Annotated in this window: 19 protein-coding genes; 11 read left to right on the forward strand and 8 right to left on the reverse strand. The window is 63.0% G+C overall.

All coding sequences use genetic code 11. The features are described from left to right. Positions 1-15 precede the first annotated feature (15 nt). The gene (locus G8E03_RS14630; RefSeq protein WP_166193538.1) at positions 16-450 is read left to right on the forward strand and encodes a hypothetical protein; all 435 of its coding nucleotides are present in this window, start codon (positions 16-18) and stop codon (positions 448-450) included. A gap of 65 nt (positions 451-515) precedes the next feature. Beyond that, a complete protein-coding gene (locus G8E03_RS14635) occupies positions 516-761 on the forward strand; it encodes a hypothetical protein (protein ID WP_166193541.1) in 246 nt (81 codons plus the stop codon). Here G8E03_RS14635 and zapE read toward each other — a convergent pair. Next, positions 758-1,849 (reverse strand): cell division protein ZapE, encoded by a 1,092-nt coding sequence (gene zapE, locus G8E03_RS14640; protein WP_166193544.1) that lies wholly within the window; start codon positions 1,847-1,849, stop codon positions 758-760. The genes G8E03_RS14635 and zapE overlap by 4 nt on opposite strands. 138 nt (positions 1,850-1,987) lie before the next feature. Between zapE and G8E03_RS14645 the strand changes: the two genes are divergently transcribed. From G8E03_RS14645 to G8E03_RS14655, 3 genes are all read left to right on the forward strand, one after another. Beyond that, entirely contained in the window at positions 1,988-3,223 is a 1,236-nt protein-coding gene (locus G8E03_RS14645) for an MFS transporter (RefSeq protein ID WP_166193547.1), read from the forward strand. Positions 3,224-3,413: 190 nt separating this feature from the next. Beyond that, on the forward strand, positions 3,414-4,382 hold the full coding sequence (glpX, locus tag G8E03_RS14650) for a class II fructose-bisphosphatase (RefSeq protein ID WP_166193550.1): 969 nt from the start codon (positions 3,414-3,416) through the stop codon (positions 4,380-4,382). A gap of 77 nt (positions 4,383-4,459) precedes the next feature. Beyond that, entirely contained in the window at positions 4,460-5,020 is a 561-nt protein-coding gene (locus tag G8E03_RS14655) for a cysteine hydrolase family protein (protein WP_166193553.1), read from the forward strand. Here the strand turns inward: G8E03_RS14655 and G8E03_RS14660 are convergent. Together G8E03_RS14660 and G8E03_RS14665 are read right to left on the reverse strand one after the other, a co-directional pair. Continuing rightward, complete coding sequence (locus tag G8E03_RS14660) at positions 5,002-5,454, reverse strand: SgcJ/EcaC family oxidoreductase (protein WP_166193556.1); 453 nt, start codon at positions 5,452-5,454, stop codon at positions 5,002-5,004. The genes G8E03_RS14655 and G8E03_RS14660 overlap by 19 nt on opposite strands. 32 nt (positions 5,455-5,486) lie before the next feature. Further along, the gene (locus G8E03_RS14665; protein ID WP_166193559.1) at positions 5,487-6,860 is read right to left on the reverse strand and encodes an FAD-binding oxidoreductase; all 1,374 of its coding nucleotides are present in this window, start codon (positions 6,858-6,860) and stop codon (positions 5,487-5,489) included. Positions 6,861-6,928: 68 nt separating this feature from the next. On the opposite strand from G8E03_RS14665, the gene G8E03_RS14670 reads away from it, so the two are divergent. Continuing rightward, entirely contained in the window at positions 6,929-7,423 is a 495-nt protein-coding gene (locus G8E03_RS14670) for a thioesterase family protein (RefSeq protein ID WP_166193562.1), read from the forward strand. Here the strand turns inward: G8E03_RS14670 and G8E03_RS14675 are convergent. Beyond that, positions 7,420-8,016, reverse strand: coding sequence for an exopolysaccharide biosynthesis protein (locus G8E03_RS14675; protein ID WP_166193564.1), 597 nt, complete (start codon positions 8,014-8,016; stop codon positions 7,420-7,422). The two genes, G8E03_RS14670 and G8E03_RS14675, sit on opposite strands and share 4 nt — an antisense overlap. A 131-nt stretch (positions 8,017-8,147) precedes the next feature. On the opposite strand from G8E03_RS14675, the gene carB reads away from it, so the two are divergent. Beyond that, on the forward strand, positions 8,148-11,369 hold the full coding sequence (carB, locus tag G8E03_RS14680; protein ID WP_166193566.1) for a carbamoyl-phosphate synthase large subunit: 3,222 nt from the start codon (positions 8,148-8,150) through the stop codon (positions 11,367-11,369). Positions 11,370-11,574: 205 nt separating this feature from the next. Here the strand turns inward: carB and G8E03_RS14685 are convergent, their stop codons facing one another. After that, positions 11,575-11,862: a hypothetical protein gene (locus G8E03_RS14685; protein ID WP_166193568.1), complete on the reverse strand. Its 288-nt coding sequence runs from the start codon at positions 11,860-11,862 to the stop codon at positions 11,575-11,577. Positions 11,863-11,979: 117 nt separating this feature from the next. Here G8E03_RS14685 and G8E03_RS14690 point away from each other — a divergent pair, with 117 nt between their 5' ends. After that, positions 11,980-12,558, forward strand: a complete 579-nt coding sequence (locus G8E03_RS14690; protein ID WP_166193570.1) for a thymidine kinase — start codon at positions 11,980-11,982, stop codon at positions 12,556-12,558. Positions 12,559-12,570: 12 nt separating this feature from the next. Here G8E03_RS14690 and G8E03_RS14695 read toward each other — a convergent pair whose 3' ends face one another. Then, entirely contained in the window at positions 12,571-13,986 is a 1,416-nt protein-coding gene (locus tag G8E03_RS14695; RefSeq protein ID WP_166193572.1) for a dihydrolipoyl dehydrogenase family protein, read from the reverse strand. 1 nt (position 13,987) lies between these two features. Further along, a complete protein-coding gene (locus G8E03_RS14700) occupies positions 13,988-14,743 on the reverse strand; it encodes a TVP38/TMEM64 family protein (RefSeq protein WP_166193574.1) in 756 nt (251 codons plus the stop codon). Between the two features lie 282 nt (positions 14,744-15,025). Between G8E03_RS14700 and rpmH the strand changes: the two genes are divergently transcribed. The 3 genes from rpmH to yidD are packed head-to-tail and all read left to right on the forward strand — an operon-like array spanning position 15,026 to position 15,812. After that, positions 15,026-15,160 carry a 50S ribosomal protein L34 gene (gene rpmH / locus G8E03_RS14705; RefSeq protein ID WP_037094141.1) on the forward strand — a complete coding sequence of 45 codons (135 nt, stop codon included), beginning with the start codon at positions 15,026-15,028 and terminating at the stop codon, positions 15,158-15,160. A gap of 11 nt (positions 15,161-15,171) precedes the next feature. Further along, positions 15,172-15,594 carry a ribonuclease P protein component gene (rnpA, locus tag G8E03_RS14710; protein WP_166193576.1) on the forward strand — a complete coding sequence of 141 codons (423 nt, stop codon included), beginning with the start codon at positions 15,172-15,174 and terminating at the stop codon, positions 15,592-15,594. Then, positions 15,591-15,812, forward strand: coding sequence for a membrane protein insertion efficiency factor YidD (gene yidD / locus G8E03_RS14715; RefSeq protein WP_166193578.1), 222 nt, complete (start codon positions 15,591-15,593; stop codon positions 15,810-15,812). Before rnpA ends, yidD begins: the two co-directional genes overlap by 4 nt. Before the next feature lie 97 nt (positions 15,813-15,909). On the opposite strand, the gene trxA is transcribed toward yidD, so the two are convergent. Further along, the gene (gene trxA, locus G8E03_RS14720; RefSeq protein ID WP_166193580.1) at positions 15,910-16,230 is read right to left on the reverse strand and encodes a thioredoxin; all 321 of its coding nucleotides are present in this window, start codon (positions 16,228-16,230) and stop codon (positions 15,910-15,912) included. Positions 16,231-16,248 lie beyond the last annotated feature (18 nt).

Raw genomic sequence — 16,248 nt, forward strand, 5'->3', positions numbered from 1 at the left:
CACCGGGGGCACGTCATGAAGGCAGGAACTGGTCTGGTCACAGCGGCGATCGTGATATGCGCGCTCTGTCTTGCCTATTCGGGTTGGTCTGTCTGGCAGTGGTATCGCATGGCGCCCCTGCGCACGGTGGAGACCGCGAACATCGCGCTATACCAACGCATGACGAGCCTGAAATCCGATTGGGCCGAGGGCTGCACCCAGGCGGCCCTGACCCCGACCCTGACCGACAACATGCTGCCCCGCGGCACCTTCGCCGCATGGGGCGTGGCACATAGTGAGGGCGTGACCTGCACGCAGAAGGGCGCACTGGCGCTGACCTGCAAGCTGGCACCCGGCGCGACCCTTGCCCTGACCGAGGGGTCTGCGACGACGGGATTGATCAATGTCGCGGGAAGCCCGCGCACATTCGTCATCTCCGCCAACAGTATCGGCTGCCTTCAGTCGGAGTGACTTGCCACTCGTCCTACTTGCCCCGATGCCCTGCGGCAATTAGGCAAGGGGAAGGAGGCGCGAACATGCCCGACACGATCTGCCCCGAATTCTCCCTGATGTGGCCCCTGCTGGTCCTGTTCGGCGGTATCGCCGTGCTGGGCCTGATGATCGCCCGCCGAAACGAATTTACCTTGCGCCAGACCCTGGCGGCGCTGACGGGTACGCGCAAATTCGCGGGCAGTGCGGCGATCTATCTGACGCTGCTCGGCACGGTGGTGGCGACGGTCGCGGTGTATTTCGCGATCCTGCCGGAATGCGTCGCGGCCTAGGCTCCCCAGCCGTCACTGGCCATCTCGTGCAGACGACTGGCCGTGCGCTGAAACTCGAACGCGCCGTCGCCGGTTTCGTACAGGGCATCGGGTTCCGCCGCAGCGGACATGACCAGCATAACCTTGGCCTCATACAATGCATCGACCAACGTGACGAAGCGTTTGGCCTCGTTCGCGGCGTCGCGGGTCAGGATCGGAACGTCGTCGATCATGAGAGTGCGAACCGCTTGCGCGATTTCCAGATAATCGCCGGGGCCCAGGGGCACACGGCAGAACGCCGCGAAGTCGCCCCGGCCCACGCCACTGCGATAGCGCGGGATGACGACCTCGCGTCCCTTGCGCTCGATCTTCAGCGGGGCGCCGTCGCCGCCGGCCAGATCATGCCACAGATCGTCCATGCGCGCGTCGGCATCCGGACCTGTGAAATAGACCTCGCGCCCGGCCAGCCGCCCCAGCCGGTGGTCGTTGCTGCTGTCGAGGTGGTGAACCTCCATCCGGTCCTTGATCATCGCAATGAACGGCACGAAGAGCTGTCGGTTCAGGCCGTTCTTGTACAATTCGTCGGGATGGCGGTTCGACGTGGTGACAACGATGGTGCCGCGGGCGAACAGCTTCTCGAACAGACGGCCGACCAGCATGGCATCGGTGATGTCGGTGATCTGCATTTCGTCGAAGCACAAAAGCACGGCGTCCTGGGCGATTGCCTCCGCCACCGGCTCCACCGGGTCCTCACGCCCGGCCTTGCGGGCCTCTGCGATCCGCTCATGCACATCCTGCATGAATGCGTGGAAGTGGACGCGCCGTTTGGCCGAAATCGGCGCAGTGTCGAAAAACAGGTCCATCAACATGGATTTGCCGCGCCCGACACCGCCATACAGGTAGAGACCGGGAATGTCGGCCTCGCTCACCCGCTCGCGGCCCCAGCCGAATATGCCCACGCGAACCTTGCGTCCTGCACCCGGCTCGTATCCGGTCAGGCGCGTGTGCAGCAATTGCAGTTTTTCCACCGCAAGCCGTTGCGCGGGGTCAGCCTCCAACGTGCCGTCTGCGATCAGGGCGCGGTATCTTTGTAGGGGTCCATCACTCATGCCGAATGCTTAACCATCCATGCGCCGAGGTGCCAGAGGGCAGGCGCATCAATTGTGTGGATGCAATTGCATACGATAATTGCATTGCCCCGCGAACGGCTTCGCCCCTAATCTGCGCGCCTGTTTCGGAGCCGCGCCATGACCCAATCCCGCCTGTTCACACCCGTGCTGATCGCGGGATCGCTGATCATGATCGTCAGTTTCGGCATTCGGGCCAGTTTCGGTGTGTTCCAGTTGCCCGTCGCACAGGAATTCGGCTGGTTGAGGTCGGAATTCTCACTGGCCATCGCGATCCAGAACCTTGCCTGGGGCTTCGGCCAGCCGGTCTTTTCCGCCATCGCGGAGAAGTTCGGCGACCGCAGGGCGATCATTCTGGGCGCGCTGACTTATGCGGCGGGGCTGGCGCTGTCGGCCTATGCGGTGACGCCTGGGCAAATCCAGATGTTGGAGATTCTCGTCGGCTTCGGCATCGCGGGAACCGGGTTCGGGGTCATCTTGGCCGTGGTGGGCCGCGCGACGGCGGACGAACATCGCTCGATGGCGCTGGGAATCGCGACGGCGGCGGGCAGCGCGGGTCAGGTCGTCGGCCCCCCGGTTGCGGCGATTTTGCTGGGGTTCATGAACTGGACGGGAGTGTTCACGATCTTTGCCTGTCTCATCATTGCCTCCCTCGCGTTGCTGCCGCTGATGAAGGTCCCCGCCCCCGCGTCCCGCGCGGAGGTGGAGGAGACGATGGGCCAGATCCTGAACCGCGCGTTTCGCGATCCATCCTATATCTTGATCTTCGTCGGCTTTTTCTCCTGCGGCTATCAGTTGGGATTTATCACGGCGCATTTCCCGGCCTTCATCGCAGAGATTTGCGGCCCCATCGCACCGGGAGGGCTGCTGGCCAGCATCGGCGTGACGAGCACGACGCAGCTGGGCGCATGGTCCATCGCGCTGATCGGGCTGGCGAATATCGCGGGCACGATCTATGCGGGAAAGCTTGGCGCGACGCTGCCCCGGAAATATCTTCTCGCAGGAATATATGCCGGTCGCACGATCATCGCGGGCACTTTCATCGTGCTGCCGATGACACCGCTGACGGTCATCGTGTTTTCGATCACCATGGGCAGCTTGTGGCTGGCAACGGTGCCGCTGACCTCGGGGCTGATCGCGCATATCTACGGTCTGCGCTACATGGGAACGCTCTACGGGATCGTGTTCTTCTCACACCAGGTGGGCAGTTTCATGGGGGTCTGGCTGGGCGGAAAGCTCTACGATCTCTACGGAACCTATACCGTCGTGTGGTGGGTGGGCGTGGGGATCGGCGCATTCTCCGCCATTGTGCACCTGCCCATACGCGAGCATCGGGTGGAGCCTGTGATCGCCTGATCGCGGCTGCGGTGGCAAGACTGCGTCGAACAATACCTTCACAATCCTTGTGTAGCACTCGACGAGACGCTCAACCGGGCACAACATCGCGCCTGCAAACGCTTTGACACGCCCCCAACGGGCCAAGACACTTGCAACGCGGGCCGCAACCCCGCAGGAAAGGCACGACCGCCAATAAACGGAGACTCCCATGCCCGCAAAAGACCCCCTCTTCTCTGATCGTATGCTCAGCCTCGGGCTTGCCCGCGTGTCCGAGGCCGCTGCCATCGCCTCCGCCAAGCTCATCGGCTCCGGCGATGAGAAGGCCGCCGATCAGGCCGCCGTAGACGCGATGCGCACGCAGCTCAACATGCTCGACATCAAGGGTGTGGTCGTGATCGGTGAGGGGGAGCGGGACGAGGCTCCGATGCTCTATATCGGGGAGGAAGTCGGCACAGGTAACGGCCCCGGCGTCGATATCGCGCTGGACCCACTGGAGGGCACGACCCTGACCGCCAAGGACATGCCCAACGCGCTGGCCGTTATCGCCATGGGGCCGCGCGGGTCCATGCTGCACGCGCCGGACGTCTATATGGAAAAGCTGGCCATCGGGCCGGGCTATCCTGACGGGCTGGTCAATCTCGAAATGTCCCCGACCCAGCGCATACAGGTCATGGCCGCGGCCAAGGGGTGCCGGATGCAGGACGTGATGGTCTGCGTTCTGGAACGCCCCCGCCATCAGGAGCTGATCGCCGAAATCCGCGCCACCGGTGCCCGCATCCGTCTGATTACCGACGGCGACGTCGCCGGTATCATCCACTGTGCCGAGGCGGAAAAGACCGGGATCGACATGTATATGGGATCGGGCGGCGCACCCGAGGGCGTTCTGGCCGCCGCCGCGCTGAAATGCATGGGCGGGCAGATGCAGGGCCGCCTGCTGTTCCGCAACGATGATGAGCGTGGCCGCGCGGACAAGGCCGGCATCACCGATTACGACCGTATCTACCAGCGGGACGATCTGGTGACGGATGACGTGATCTTCGCTGCAACCGGCGTGACCGACGGCTCCGTCGTTCAGGGTGCGCGGCGCGACGGCGATTATCTGGAGACGGAGACGATCCTGATGCGGTCAAAGACCGGATCGGTGCGTCGCCTGCACTATCGTCAGAAAAACATGTAACCGCGATTACCCTCCTCCATTGTGCACGGCCCCCTGTGCTGCTGCCCATTGTACAGGAGGAGGGGTTCGGAGACGTCATGATAAACGCGCTGATCCTGATCGACATCCAGGATGCATTCATCGACCAGGCGAATGCGGTCTATTGGGGTGAGCGCAACAATCCGCAGGCGGAGCGGAACGCCGCGCGCCTGCTGGCGCATTGGCGGCAGGCGTCGGGCCCCGTGATCTTCGTTCGGCACCTTTCGACGACCCCCGGATCGCCGCTGATCGGTGCAGGTGCCGAGGTTCAGGCCGTCGTGGCCCCTCTCCCCGGTGAGCCGGTGCTGGAGAAATCCGCAAACTCCGCCTTCATCGGCACCGACTTGCAGCAACGCTTGCACGATCTGAGCGCGCGCGAGGTGACCCTCTGCGGTCTGACGACGCCACATTGCGTTTCCACAACCGTGCGCATGGCCGCCAATCTGGGCTTCGAAGTGACCCTCGCCCACGATGCCTGCGCAGCCTTCACGCAGAACGTCCAGCCGGCATGGCGTGGCGGAACCAAGCCATCAGCGCAGGCCATCCACGAGGCTGCCATTGACCCTTTGCATGGTGAGTTCGCGCAGGCACTGTCCACCGATCAGGTTCTGTCGCGGTAATCCTGCGGTATCAGCCTCGCCCCGTCGCTGACCTGCGTTTCGGCGCCCGGAACGATATCGGTATTCTGCACTGCCACCGCCTGCCAGCCCTGCGGCCCGAGTGTGCAGACAAAGCTCAGCATGGTGTGACGATCGTCCGCGACCGCGCCATCAGGCGCCCGTTGCCCGCTCAACCGCATCCTTGCATGGACCACCGCGTGATCCGGCCCCAGCATTCGCAGCTTCACACGCCCGACACGCAGCACCGAATCGCGAAAGAACGTCGTCAGCCCGTAGTGATGCGCCCGCTCGATCGCACCGCGATCATGCCACCAGATGCCCACGACATTCACGAAATCCGCATCCTCGACGCACAGCGAAGCAATCGCCGCAGCATCCCGCGCCATCCACGCGGCGGCGAAGGCATGGGGCATGTCCTGAGGCGCGACGACCATCTTGTGTCCTGAAATATCCCTGCCGGAGGCGCTCAATTCACCTCGACCATCTTGCCGGGATTCAGGATGTTCTGCGGGTCCAGCGCGGTCTTGATCGCGGCCATGACCTGCCATCCATCGCCGTGTTCGTCGGCCATGTACTTCATCTTTCCCATACCCACACCGTGCTCTCCGGTTACGGTGCCGCCCAGGCGCAAAGCCCGCTCCGCCATGCGGTGCGACAGGCGCTTGGCCTCAGCCAATTCCTGCGCGTTGCCGTCCTCGATCAGCAGGGCGGAATGAAAATTACCGTCGCCGACATGGCCCAGAATCGGGCCGGTCAGCGGGCTCTCCGCGATATCCGCCGAAGTTTCACGCACGGCCTGGGCCAGCGCACTGATCGGAACGCAGACATCCGTGGTGACGGCACGGCAACCGGGGCGCAGCGCCTTGATCGAGTAATACGCGTTATGCCGGGCGTGCCACAGCTTGGCCCGAACCTCCTGCGCGGTGGACCAGTCGAAGGCGCTGCCGCCGAACTCCGCGACGATGCCGCGAACGGTTTCGGCCTGCTCGGCCACACTCGTCTCCGATCCGTGGAACTCCATGAACAGATGCGGCACCAGCGGCATGTCGCGCCCGTCGGCCCGGTTGACCGCATCCACGCATTCGGCGTCCAGAAACTCGATCCGCGCCATGGGCACGCCCAATTGCATGGTGGTCTGCACCGCGTTCACGGCGCATTCCACATCGGGAAAGGCGCAGACGGCACTGGCGGCGGCCTCGGGCTGGCCGTGCAGGCGCAGGGTCAGTTCCGTGATGATGCCCAATGTCCCCTCGGAGCCGATGATCAACTTGGTCAGGTCATATCCGGCCGAAGACTTTCGCGCCCGCGATCCGGTGCGGATGATACGGCCATCGGCCAGCACGACCTCCATCGCCAACACGTTCTCTCGCATGGTGCCGTAGCGCACCGCCGTCGTGCCCGACGCCCGCGTCGCCGCCATACCACCGAGCGAGGCATTCGCCCCCGGATCAACCGGAAAGAACAGCCCCGTCGCGCGCAATTCGGCGTTCAACGCCTCACGCGTGCAGCCAGGCTGAACCCGACAGTCCATATCCCCATCGTTGACCTCGACCACGGCGGCCATGCTGCTCATGTCCAGCGAGATACCACCACGCACCGCCAGGGCGTGTCCCTCCAGCGAGGTGCCGGTTCCCCATGGCACGATAGGACAATCATGGGCGGCACAGATTTGCACGACCCGCTGCACGTCCGCCGTGCTGTCGGGAAAGACGACCGCATCGGGCAGCACCTCGTCGAAATAGCTTTCATTGCCGCCATGCAGCGCCCGTATGCTGGCGCCTGTCTGTACTTTCTGCCCCAACGCCTTGCTCAGCTCTTCTACAGCCGTTTGAATGGTCATCTGTACCTCCCCGCAGTTTGGCGCGATCCTGCGCAGCGGACGGTAAATTGTCAAAGGACGAGTCGACGATGCAAGACGGACATGACGGCCCCTACGCCGCGCCAATCGAAACCCTGCCGCGCCGCGTGCCCGCCGAATGGATCGACCATAATGGCCACATGAACGTGGGATATTATTCCATTGCGTTGGATCAGGCGCTGGATCACGTGTTCGACGACCACCTCGGGCTGGGGCTGGCCTATGTGGAGCGGGACAAGATCGGCTCCTACGTCATTCAGGCGCATATGCATTACGTGGGCGAGATTCTGGAGGGTGAGGTTTTCACCGGGCGTTTCACGCTGCTCGACCATGATGCGAAGCGGATTCACATTCTGGGCGAACTGGTCATTGACGGAACCGTGCGCGCGCTGGCTGAACAGCTTATCATGTGTGTCGATCTGAATACGCGCCGCTCCAGACCTTATCCGGACTGGGCGCAGAAGCGGTTGGCGCAGATGCTGTCCGATCATGCCGACCAGCCGCGCCCGCCGCAGATCGGCATGCCGCTGGCGATCCGGCGCTAGAACACGATGCCCCAGACATGCCAGATCGCCACCGCCGTTCCCCCGACGAACAGATAGCCGATCAACGCCAGCAATCCGTCACGCCCCAGCAGGGCCAGCCCGAAGGCCAAGATCGCCGCCGCAGCCGGTGTCATCGCGAACGGCACGAACCCCAGTATGAAGACTGACGCTGCCAGCACCGCGCAGATGACCGATATCAGCAGCCGTGCGGGCCAATTGCGCACCAGTCCCGACAGTCGGGGCTTTAGCAACTTGTCCACCCTTTGCGCCCAGGGGCGGGCCTTTTCTATGGCGGCGTTCAGCTTGTCCTCACCGATTTCGCGCTTTGCGATGAACTTGGGCACCCAGACACCCTTTTTGCCGAACCAGCTTTGCGCGATGAAGATCAGAATCAGCCCGGCGATAACATCCGCCGCCCCCGGAACGCCGCCGATCACCGGAATCAGCAACAGCGCCGACAGGATCACCAGCACGGCACCAAGCGACCGGTCCTCGAACGAATGGACCAGTGCGCCGACGCTCGTCCCCTCCTGATTTACCGACTCTGCAAAATCGTCGAGAACATCTTCCAGCGGTCTGGTTCCGTGCGACATGCGATCCTCCTGAATGGCCAACGCGACATCCGCGCAATACTTCACGACAAAGCCGCCGCCAATATGGTTGCACCGCAACGCACACGCGCGTAACAACGCCCCAATTTGCCCGCGCCAGCTGAGGACGATCCATGCCCAAACGTACCGATATCTCATCCATCATGATCATCGGCGCTGGGCCCATTGTCATCGGCCAAGCGTGTGAGTTCGATTATTCCGGCGCACAGGCATGCAAGGCGCTGCGTGAGGAAGGCTACCGCGTCATCCTGGTCAATTCCAACCCCGCAACGATCATGACCGATCCCGACATGGCCGACGCGACCTATATCGAACCCATCACACCCGAGGTCGTGGCCAAAATCATCGAGAAGGAACGCCCCGACGCGCTGCTGCCCACCATGGGGGGCCAGACCGGCCTGAACACCGCGCTGGAGCTCGATGACATGGGCGTTCTGGCGAAATTCGACGTCGAACTGATCGGCGCGAAGCGTGAGGCCATCGAAATGGCCGAGGATCGCAAGCTGTTCCGCGAGGCGATGGACCGGCTCGGCCTCGAAAACCCGAAGGCCACCATCGTCAATTCGATGGATGAGGCGATGGCCGCCATCAACGAGGTCGGCCTGCCCGCGATCATCCGTCCCGCCTTCACCCTGGGCGGCACCGGCGGCGGTGTGGCCTATAACCGTGAGGATTACGAGGCGATCTGCCGCTCCGGCCTCGACGCGTCCCCCGTCAGCCAGATCCTGATCGACGAAAGCCTGCTGGGCTGGAAGGAATTCGAGATGGAGGTCGTCCGCGACAAGGCGGACAACGCGATCATCATCTGCGCCATCGAGAACGTCGATCCGATGGGCGTGCATACCGGCGATTCGATCACCGTGGCCCCGGCGCTGACCCTGACCGACCGTGAATACCAGATGATGCGCAATGCCTCGATTGCCGTCCTGCGTGAGATCGGCGTGGAGACCGGCGGCTCGAACGTGCAATGGGCCGTGAACCCCGAGAACGGCCGCATGGTCGTGATCGAGATGAACCCGCGTGTCAGCCGCTCCTCCGCCCTGGCGTCGAAGGCGACGGGCTTTCCCATTGCCAAGATCGCCGCGAAGCTGGCCGTCGGCTATACGCTGGATGAGCTGGACAACGACATCACCGGCGTCACCCCCGCTTCCTTCGAGCCGACCATCGACTATGTCGTGACCAAAATTCCCCGCTTTGCGTTCGAAAAATTCCCCGGCGCGCAGGACAATCTGACCACGGCCATGAAATCCGTGGGTGAGGCGATGGCCATCGGCCGCACCATCCACGAGAGCTTCCAGAAGGCGCTGGCGAGCATGGAAACCGGCCTGACCGGTTTCGACGACATCGCCTTCGACAGCCGCGACGATCTGCTGGCCGAACTGGCCCGCGCCACCCCCGACCGCATCCGCGTCATCGCGCAGGCCATGCGGGACGGGCTGGACGACGATCATATCCGGGCCATCACCTCCTATGACCCGTGGTTCCTCGCCCGGATACGGGAGATCGTGGAGGTTGAGGCGGATATCCTGGCCAACGGCCTGCCCGAGGACACCACCGCCCTGCGCCGGGTCAAGATGATGGGCTTCACCGATGCCCGTCTCGCCACGCTGACCTCCCGCTCCGAAACGGAGATTCGTCACGCGCGGCTGCGTGCGGGCGTCAAGGCCGTGTTCAAGCGGATCGACACTTGCGCGGCGGAGTTCGAGGCCCAGACCCCCTACATGTACTCCACCTACGAGGCGGACATGATGGGCGAGGTCGAGTGTGAGGCCCGCCCCTCCGATGCAAAAAAGGTCGTCATCCTGGGTGGTGGTCCCAACCGGATCGGTCAGGGGATCGAGTTCGACTATTGCTGCGTCCACGCCTGCTACGCCCTGACGGCGGCGGGGTATGAGACGATCATGGTCAACTGCAACCCGGAGACGGTCAGCACCGATTACGACACCTCGGACCGCCTGTATTTCGAGCCGCTGACGCTGGAGCACACACTGGAGATTCTGCGCGTGGAGCAGGAGGCCGGAACGCTGCATGGCGTCATCGTGCAGTTCGGCGGGCAAACCCCGCTGAAACTGGCGAACGCCTTGCAGGATGAGGGCATCCCGATCCTGGGCACTTCGCCCGACGCGATCGACCTGGCCGAGGACCGCGAGCGGTTCCAGCAGATGTTGGAGGAGCTCGGCCTCAAACAACCCGTCAACGGCATCGCCTCCTCCGCCGAGCAAGCGATGCAGATCGCCGAATCTGTCGGCTATCCGCTGGTGATCCGCCCGTCCTATGTGCTGGGTGGTCGTGGCATGGAAATCGTGCGCGACACCGCGCATCTGGAACGCTACATCGCCGCCGCCGTGCAGGTCTCGGGCGCGAACCCGGTCCTGCTCGACAGCTATCTGGCTGGCGCGGTCGAGGTGGACGTGGATTGCCTGTGCGACGGCACATCCGTGCATGTCGCGGGCGTGATGGAGCATATCGAGGAAGCGGGCGTGCATTCGGGCGACAGCGCCTGCTCCCTACCCCCACACTCGCTCGACGCGGACACCGTGGCGGAGCTTAAGCGCCAGTCCGAGGCGATGGCCCTGAAACTGGGCGTCGTCGGCTTGATGAACGTGCAATTCGCGATCAAGGACGGCGTGATCTTCGTGTTGGAGGTCAACCCCCGCGCCAGTCGCACCGTGCCCTTCGTGGCCAAGGCCGTTGGTTCCCCCATCGCCAAGATTGCGGCGCGCCTCATGGCCGGTGAGAAGCTGTCGGCCTTCGAATTGAAACCAGCGGAGCCGGAGCATGTCGCCGTCAAGGAGGCCGTCCTGCCCTTCGCCCGCTTCCCCGGCGTCGATACCCTGTTGGGGCCGGAGATGCGCTCCACCGGGGAGGTCATGGGCGTGGACACATCGTTCCCGCGCGCCTTCCTCAAGGCGCAGATGGGCGCGGGGATCAAGCTGCCCGATCACGGCACCGCTTTCATCTCGATCAAGGATGCCGACAAGGGCGCCCTGATGTTGGAGGCCGCGACGGTTCTATCCTCGCTCGGGTTCGAGATCCTGGCCACGGCCGGCACGGCCAGCTGGCTACAGGACAATGCCGTGAAGGCCACGCAGGTCAACAAGGTCTACGAGGGGCGTCCGAACATCGTGGACGCAATGAAGGACAAGCGCATCCAGATCGTGTTCAATACGACCGAGGGCGCACGATCCATCGAGGACAGCCGCGAGATCCGCCGCGTCGCGCTTTACGACAAGATCCCGTACTACACCACCGCCGCCGGGGCGCGTGCCGCCGCATTGGCCATGAAGAACCGCCTTGAGGGTGATCTGACGGTCACGTCGCTGCAGGAACTCTGAACCGGTCGCGCCCCCTTAGTCCGGGGGGCGGCAGGCTTTGTGTGCTGGCAAATGTCGATGGCTGCGCCTCAGCTCGACCGGCTGTGGAACGCGAATATGGCGAGGCAGTCCCCGTACGAAAATCACAGACAGCCATCGGCACGGATGGTCTGACGGCCACCAAAGCCAGCGGCCTGCCACGTCGCCATCGCCATTCAGTGCAGTCCTAGGATTTCAGCGCCGCGATGACCTGCTCGACGCTGAATTTATCGTCCTTATCGGGACGATGCGTCAGGGTATACTGCGCCATTGGATGAATCTCCGCCTGTCCGCTCGGCACCAGACGCAATCGGACATATCGTCCCTGACGGATGCAGGACTGAATTTCGACGGCGCCCGGCGCTGGGGAATGCGCCTCCCTGACTTCAAAGCGAAATCTGAAGCCATTTCGGCCATTTAGCCAGATCGCGCCCAAATGAGTGGTGTTTTTTTCGAACGTGGAGGAATCGAACATCGCAGCCCATATCGTTTCTTCTTCTTTTCCCCAGATTTCGCCTGTTCGACGTTCCTGTCAACAACATATTGCGCTAGTTTGATCTGGGTTACAATTTCGCGCGGGAAAAATTCATAGATGGCAAAGCTTTACTTCAATTATTCCACCATGAACGCCGGGAAAAGCACGGCCCTGCTTCAGGCGAGCTACAACTATCGCGAGCGCGGCATGGACACGCTGTTGCTGACCGCCGATCTGGACCGCCGCGCGGGGGAGGGTCGCATCGCCAGCCGCATAGGGATCAGCGATGAAGCAGAGACTTACCTGCCCGCAGACGACCTGTTCGCCCGCATCGAGACGCATCTGAAAACACGAAAACTCGCCTGTATATTCGTGGACGAAGCACAGTTCCTGACCAAGGCGCAAGTCTGGCAACTGGCCCGCACGGCCGACGACCTGCGCGTGCCGGTGATGGCATTCGGGCTGCGCGTCGATTTTCAGGGCGAGTTGTTTCCCGGCTCCGCCACTCTGCTCGCAATCGCGGATTCCTTGCGCGAAATCAGGACCATATGCCATTGCGGACGCAAGGCGACTATGGTGATCCGGCAGGACGAAAACGGTGAGACGATTACCCAGGGCGCACAGGTGCAGATCGGCGGCAATGAGACCTACATTTCCCTGTGCCGCCGGCATTGGCGCGAAGCGACGGGCGCCTGACCGAACCGCGGATCAGGGAAGGTATTTCTGAACGAACCCGACGACGCGCTTGACCCAGTCATTCTCGAACAGTCTGGGGGTATAATACTGCCCGGCGGCCCGCTTCGTAACCTCGGTCATCGTCGGGTAGGGCGATACCATATTGGTCAGAGCGGAGATTTTCAGGCCGTTGGCGATGGCCAGCACATAGGGCTGGATCAACTCCCCCGCGCGCAAACCCACGATGGAGGCGCCGACAGGCTTGCCGCTCACGACCATGACCTTGATCAACCCCTCGGTCCGCCGTTCGGCCTGTGCGCGGTCGTTCTGGTCGAAGGTGAACCGCAGAACCTCCAGCTTGTCACCATGCGCGTCCTGCGCCTGCGCCTCGGTCGGCCCGATCTGTGCGACCTCGGGGTCCGTATATGTCACCCACGGAATATGATCCGTTCTAACCTTGGACGGCAGACCAAACAGCATGGAGCGGATGATCACTCCGGCATCGTAGCTGGCCTTGTGCGTGAATTGCAGGCCGCCCGTGACGTCTCCGATCGCATAGATACGGCGGTTGGACGTGCGCAATCCGTTATCGACCTCAATGCTACGGTCATGCTTCACCCCTGCCCTGTCCAGGTCGAGCCGTCCGATATTCGCCTTACGCCCGACGGCCACCAGCAGATGCGAGCCCTGAACCGCACGTCCGTCGTCGGAATGGACGGTGATGCCGTTATCGGAGGATACCCTGGCGACCTGGAAGCCCTCCTCGATGGTGACGCCGTCCGCCCGGATATTTCGCAACGCGATGTCCACCAGTTCGGGATCATCCTTGGGCAACACCTTGCTGCCCTCGACCACCGTCACCCGAATGCCGAGCCGCGCATGCGCCTGGGCCAGTTCCATCCCGATGGGACCACCGCCCACGATGATCAGATGCTCCGGTGTGTCGCGCAGGTCGAAGATCGTCTCATTCGTGTGGTACTCGACCGTATCCAAACCCTCGATCGGGGGCACCAGCGGTGAGGAGCCGGTGGCAATGACGAAGCGGCGCGCCTGAACGATCGTGTCCCCCGCCTGCACCTCGTCTTGCGAAATGAAGGTGCCGTAATCCTGAATGACCTGCACGCCCATCCCCTCGAACCGCTCGACACTGTCATGCGGCGCGATGGATGCGATGACGCCCGCCACGTGATCCTTCACCGCGGCATAATTCACCTGCGGGGTCACATTCGCGATGCCGAAATCGGCGGAATGGGCCTGCGCGTGGGCATGATGCCCCGCCGCGATCATCGCCTTGGATGGGACGCACCCGTAGTTCAGGCAATCGCCCCCCATCTTGCCGCCTTCGATCAGAACGACCTTCGCCCCCATCTGCACGGCCCCTGCGGCCACGGTCAGGCCGCCGGACCCGGCGCCCAGAATGCAGACATCGGTCTTTATACGTGTCGTCATCTCAATTGTCCTCGATCTGCAAGGGGGAGCCACGCACGGCGCGTATGATGACAGGCAGGAACGCCAAGGCGGCCAGCCCCAGAATGGGCAGCAGGATATGCGGCTCGAAAATAATACCCAGATCCGGGCTTTCCCCCCGCGCAAAGACCTGGCTGAGGCCATTGCCGACGGAGGCGAATACGAAACTGCCCGGAACGATGCCGATCACGGTCGTCAGGACGAAGTTGCGAAACCTGACCCCCACCAGCGCGGGCACGACATTCGCCACGAAAAACGGTACCACGGGCAGCAGACGCAGCAGGAACATCACGCTGATTTCGTTTTCGTTCAGCGCATGTTTCACCTTCGCGATCTTGCCGCCGGTCGCGTCCATACGCTCCGCCAGAAAATCGCCCAGCCCCACACGGACGGCGAGGAAGATCAGCATCGCCCCTATCGAGGCCCCCGTCACCGACAGCGCCATACCGCCGAGGATCCCGAACATGAACCCGGCCGTCAGCGTCATCATACCCGCCCCGGGCAGCGACAGCGCGACGATGGCAATATAGAGTGCGACAAAGCACATCGCCGCAAAGGCGTAATTCTGATCCCGCCACGTCAAAAGGGCCTCGCGGTTGTCGCGCAGGGATTCGAAGATCAGATAATCACGCAGGAAAACGTATCCCAGCACGGCCGCGATGGCGATGGCGATCAGCGGCGCGGCGCGGCGCAGGGTAAGGCCCTCCTTGCGCGGGCCGGTCTGTGTGGTCTTTGACATGTTGCGTCCTCTTCCCTGCTTGCCGTGGGAACCTGCGCCGCGAAACCGCATTGGGAAAGGCCCATCACGACGGGTTGACCCGGCACCGGGATTTGTTTCAGAAACAGCGCGCAGCGAAGACCGCAAAAACCGGTGCTGGGCAATTGACTTCCCTCCACCTCCGTCATATCGAAGCGGCTCACACGAATTAGGGTGACGAATCCGACAATCCGGATCGGCACCGCCGCAGGGCACATCGCCCCGGCACGATCTGGAAGGCCCCACCGGGCGAGGAGACGAGATATGAAGCGTACTTTCCAGCCGAGCAACCTGGTCCGCAAGCGGCGCCACGGCTTCCGCTCCCGCATGGCGACCAAGAACGGCCGCAAGATCCTGAACGCGCGTCGCGCGCGGGGTCGCAAGAGCCTCAGCGCCTGATATCAGGGTTGATGATGAATTTGCCGCCGGATGCTGCACCTGAAGGGTCGGAGCGTCTGGCGGCTTCGTCATGCCCGGACACAACAGTCCAGCAGATTTCGGTACTGCGTCAGCGCTCGGAATTCCTCAAGGCCGCCCGTGCACCGCGACAGGCGATGACCGGAATGGTCGTGCAGGCCCGCAAGCGTGGAGCGGGTGAGCCTGCCGAGACGCCGATTCGCGTCGGATATACCTGCTCGAAAAAGGTCGGCAATGCCGTCATGCGCAACCGCGCCAAACGCCGCCTGCGTGAGGTCGCACGAACGGTTCTGCCTCAGTTGGGCCAGCCGGGCTATGACTATGTTCTGATCGGGCGCAACGGTGCCACGACGGACCGGTCATTTGCCGATCTGACAAACGATCTGCGCACGGCCTTGCGAAAGTTGCACCCGTGACGCCCGGCGCATGGATATTGTCCCTGCCGGTGCGCGCCTATCGCCTGACCTTCTCCTCCTATGTCGGGCACAATTGCCGCTATCAGCCGACCTGTTCGGCCTATGCTCTCGAAGCATTGCAAAAGCACGGGGCGCTGCGGGGGGGGCTGCTGGCGGCCCGGCGGATCGCGCGGTGCCACCCGCTGGGCGGATCGGGCATCGACAACGTTCCCGACTGAGGGGGCACCTCGTTCATCCGGGGTTTTCCAAAACCTTGTGCACAAAAAACCCCGGCGCAAGGGCCGGGGCGTTTCAGATGTCAGGATGGGATCAGGCTCAGAGGCTCTCTTCGATCCAACCCTGCAAGGCGGCCTTGGGGGCTGCGCCGGTCTTGTTGGACACGACCTGACCGTCCTTGAACATGAAGAGGGCCGGAATACCGCGAACGCCCAGTTGAGCGGGCGAGTTCGGGTTTTCGTCCACGTTCACCTTCACGATCTTCACGCGACCGTCATAATCTGCGGACAGTTCTTCGAGCGCCGGTCCGATCTGCTTGCACGGGCCGCACCATTCCGCCCAGAAATCGACCACTACGGGGATGTCGGACTTCAGAACGTCGGTTTCGAAGCTTTCGTCGGTGACTTTTACGGTGGCCATCGGATGGCTCCTTTCAGC

Origin of the sequence: Pontivivens nitratireducens (assembly GCF_011290545.1) — a bacterium.
In the GTDB taxonomy this organism is placed as follows: domain Bacteria; phylum Pseudomonadota; class Alphaproteobacteria; order Rhodobacterales; family Rhodobacteraceae; genus Pontivivens; species Pontivivens nitratireducens.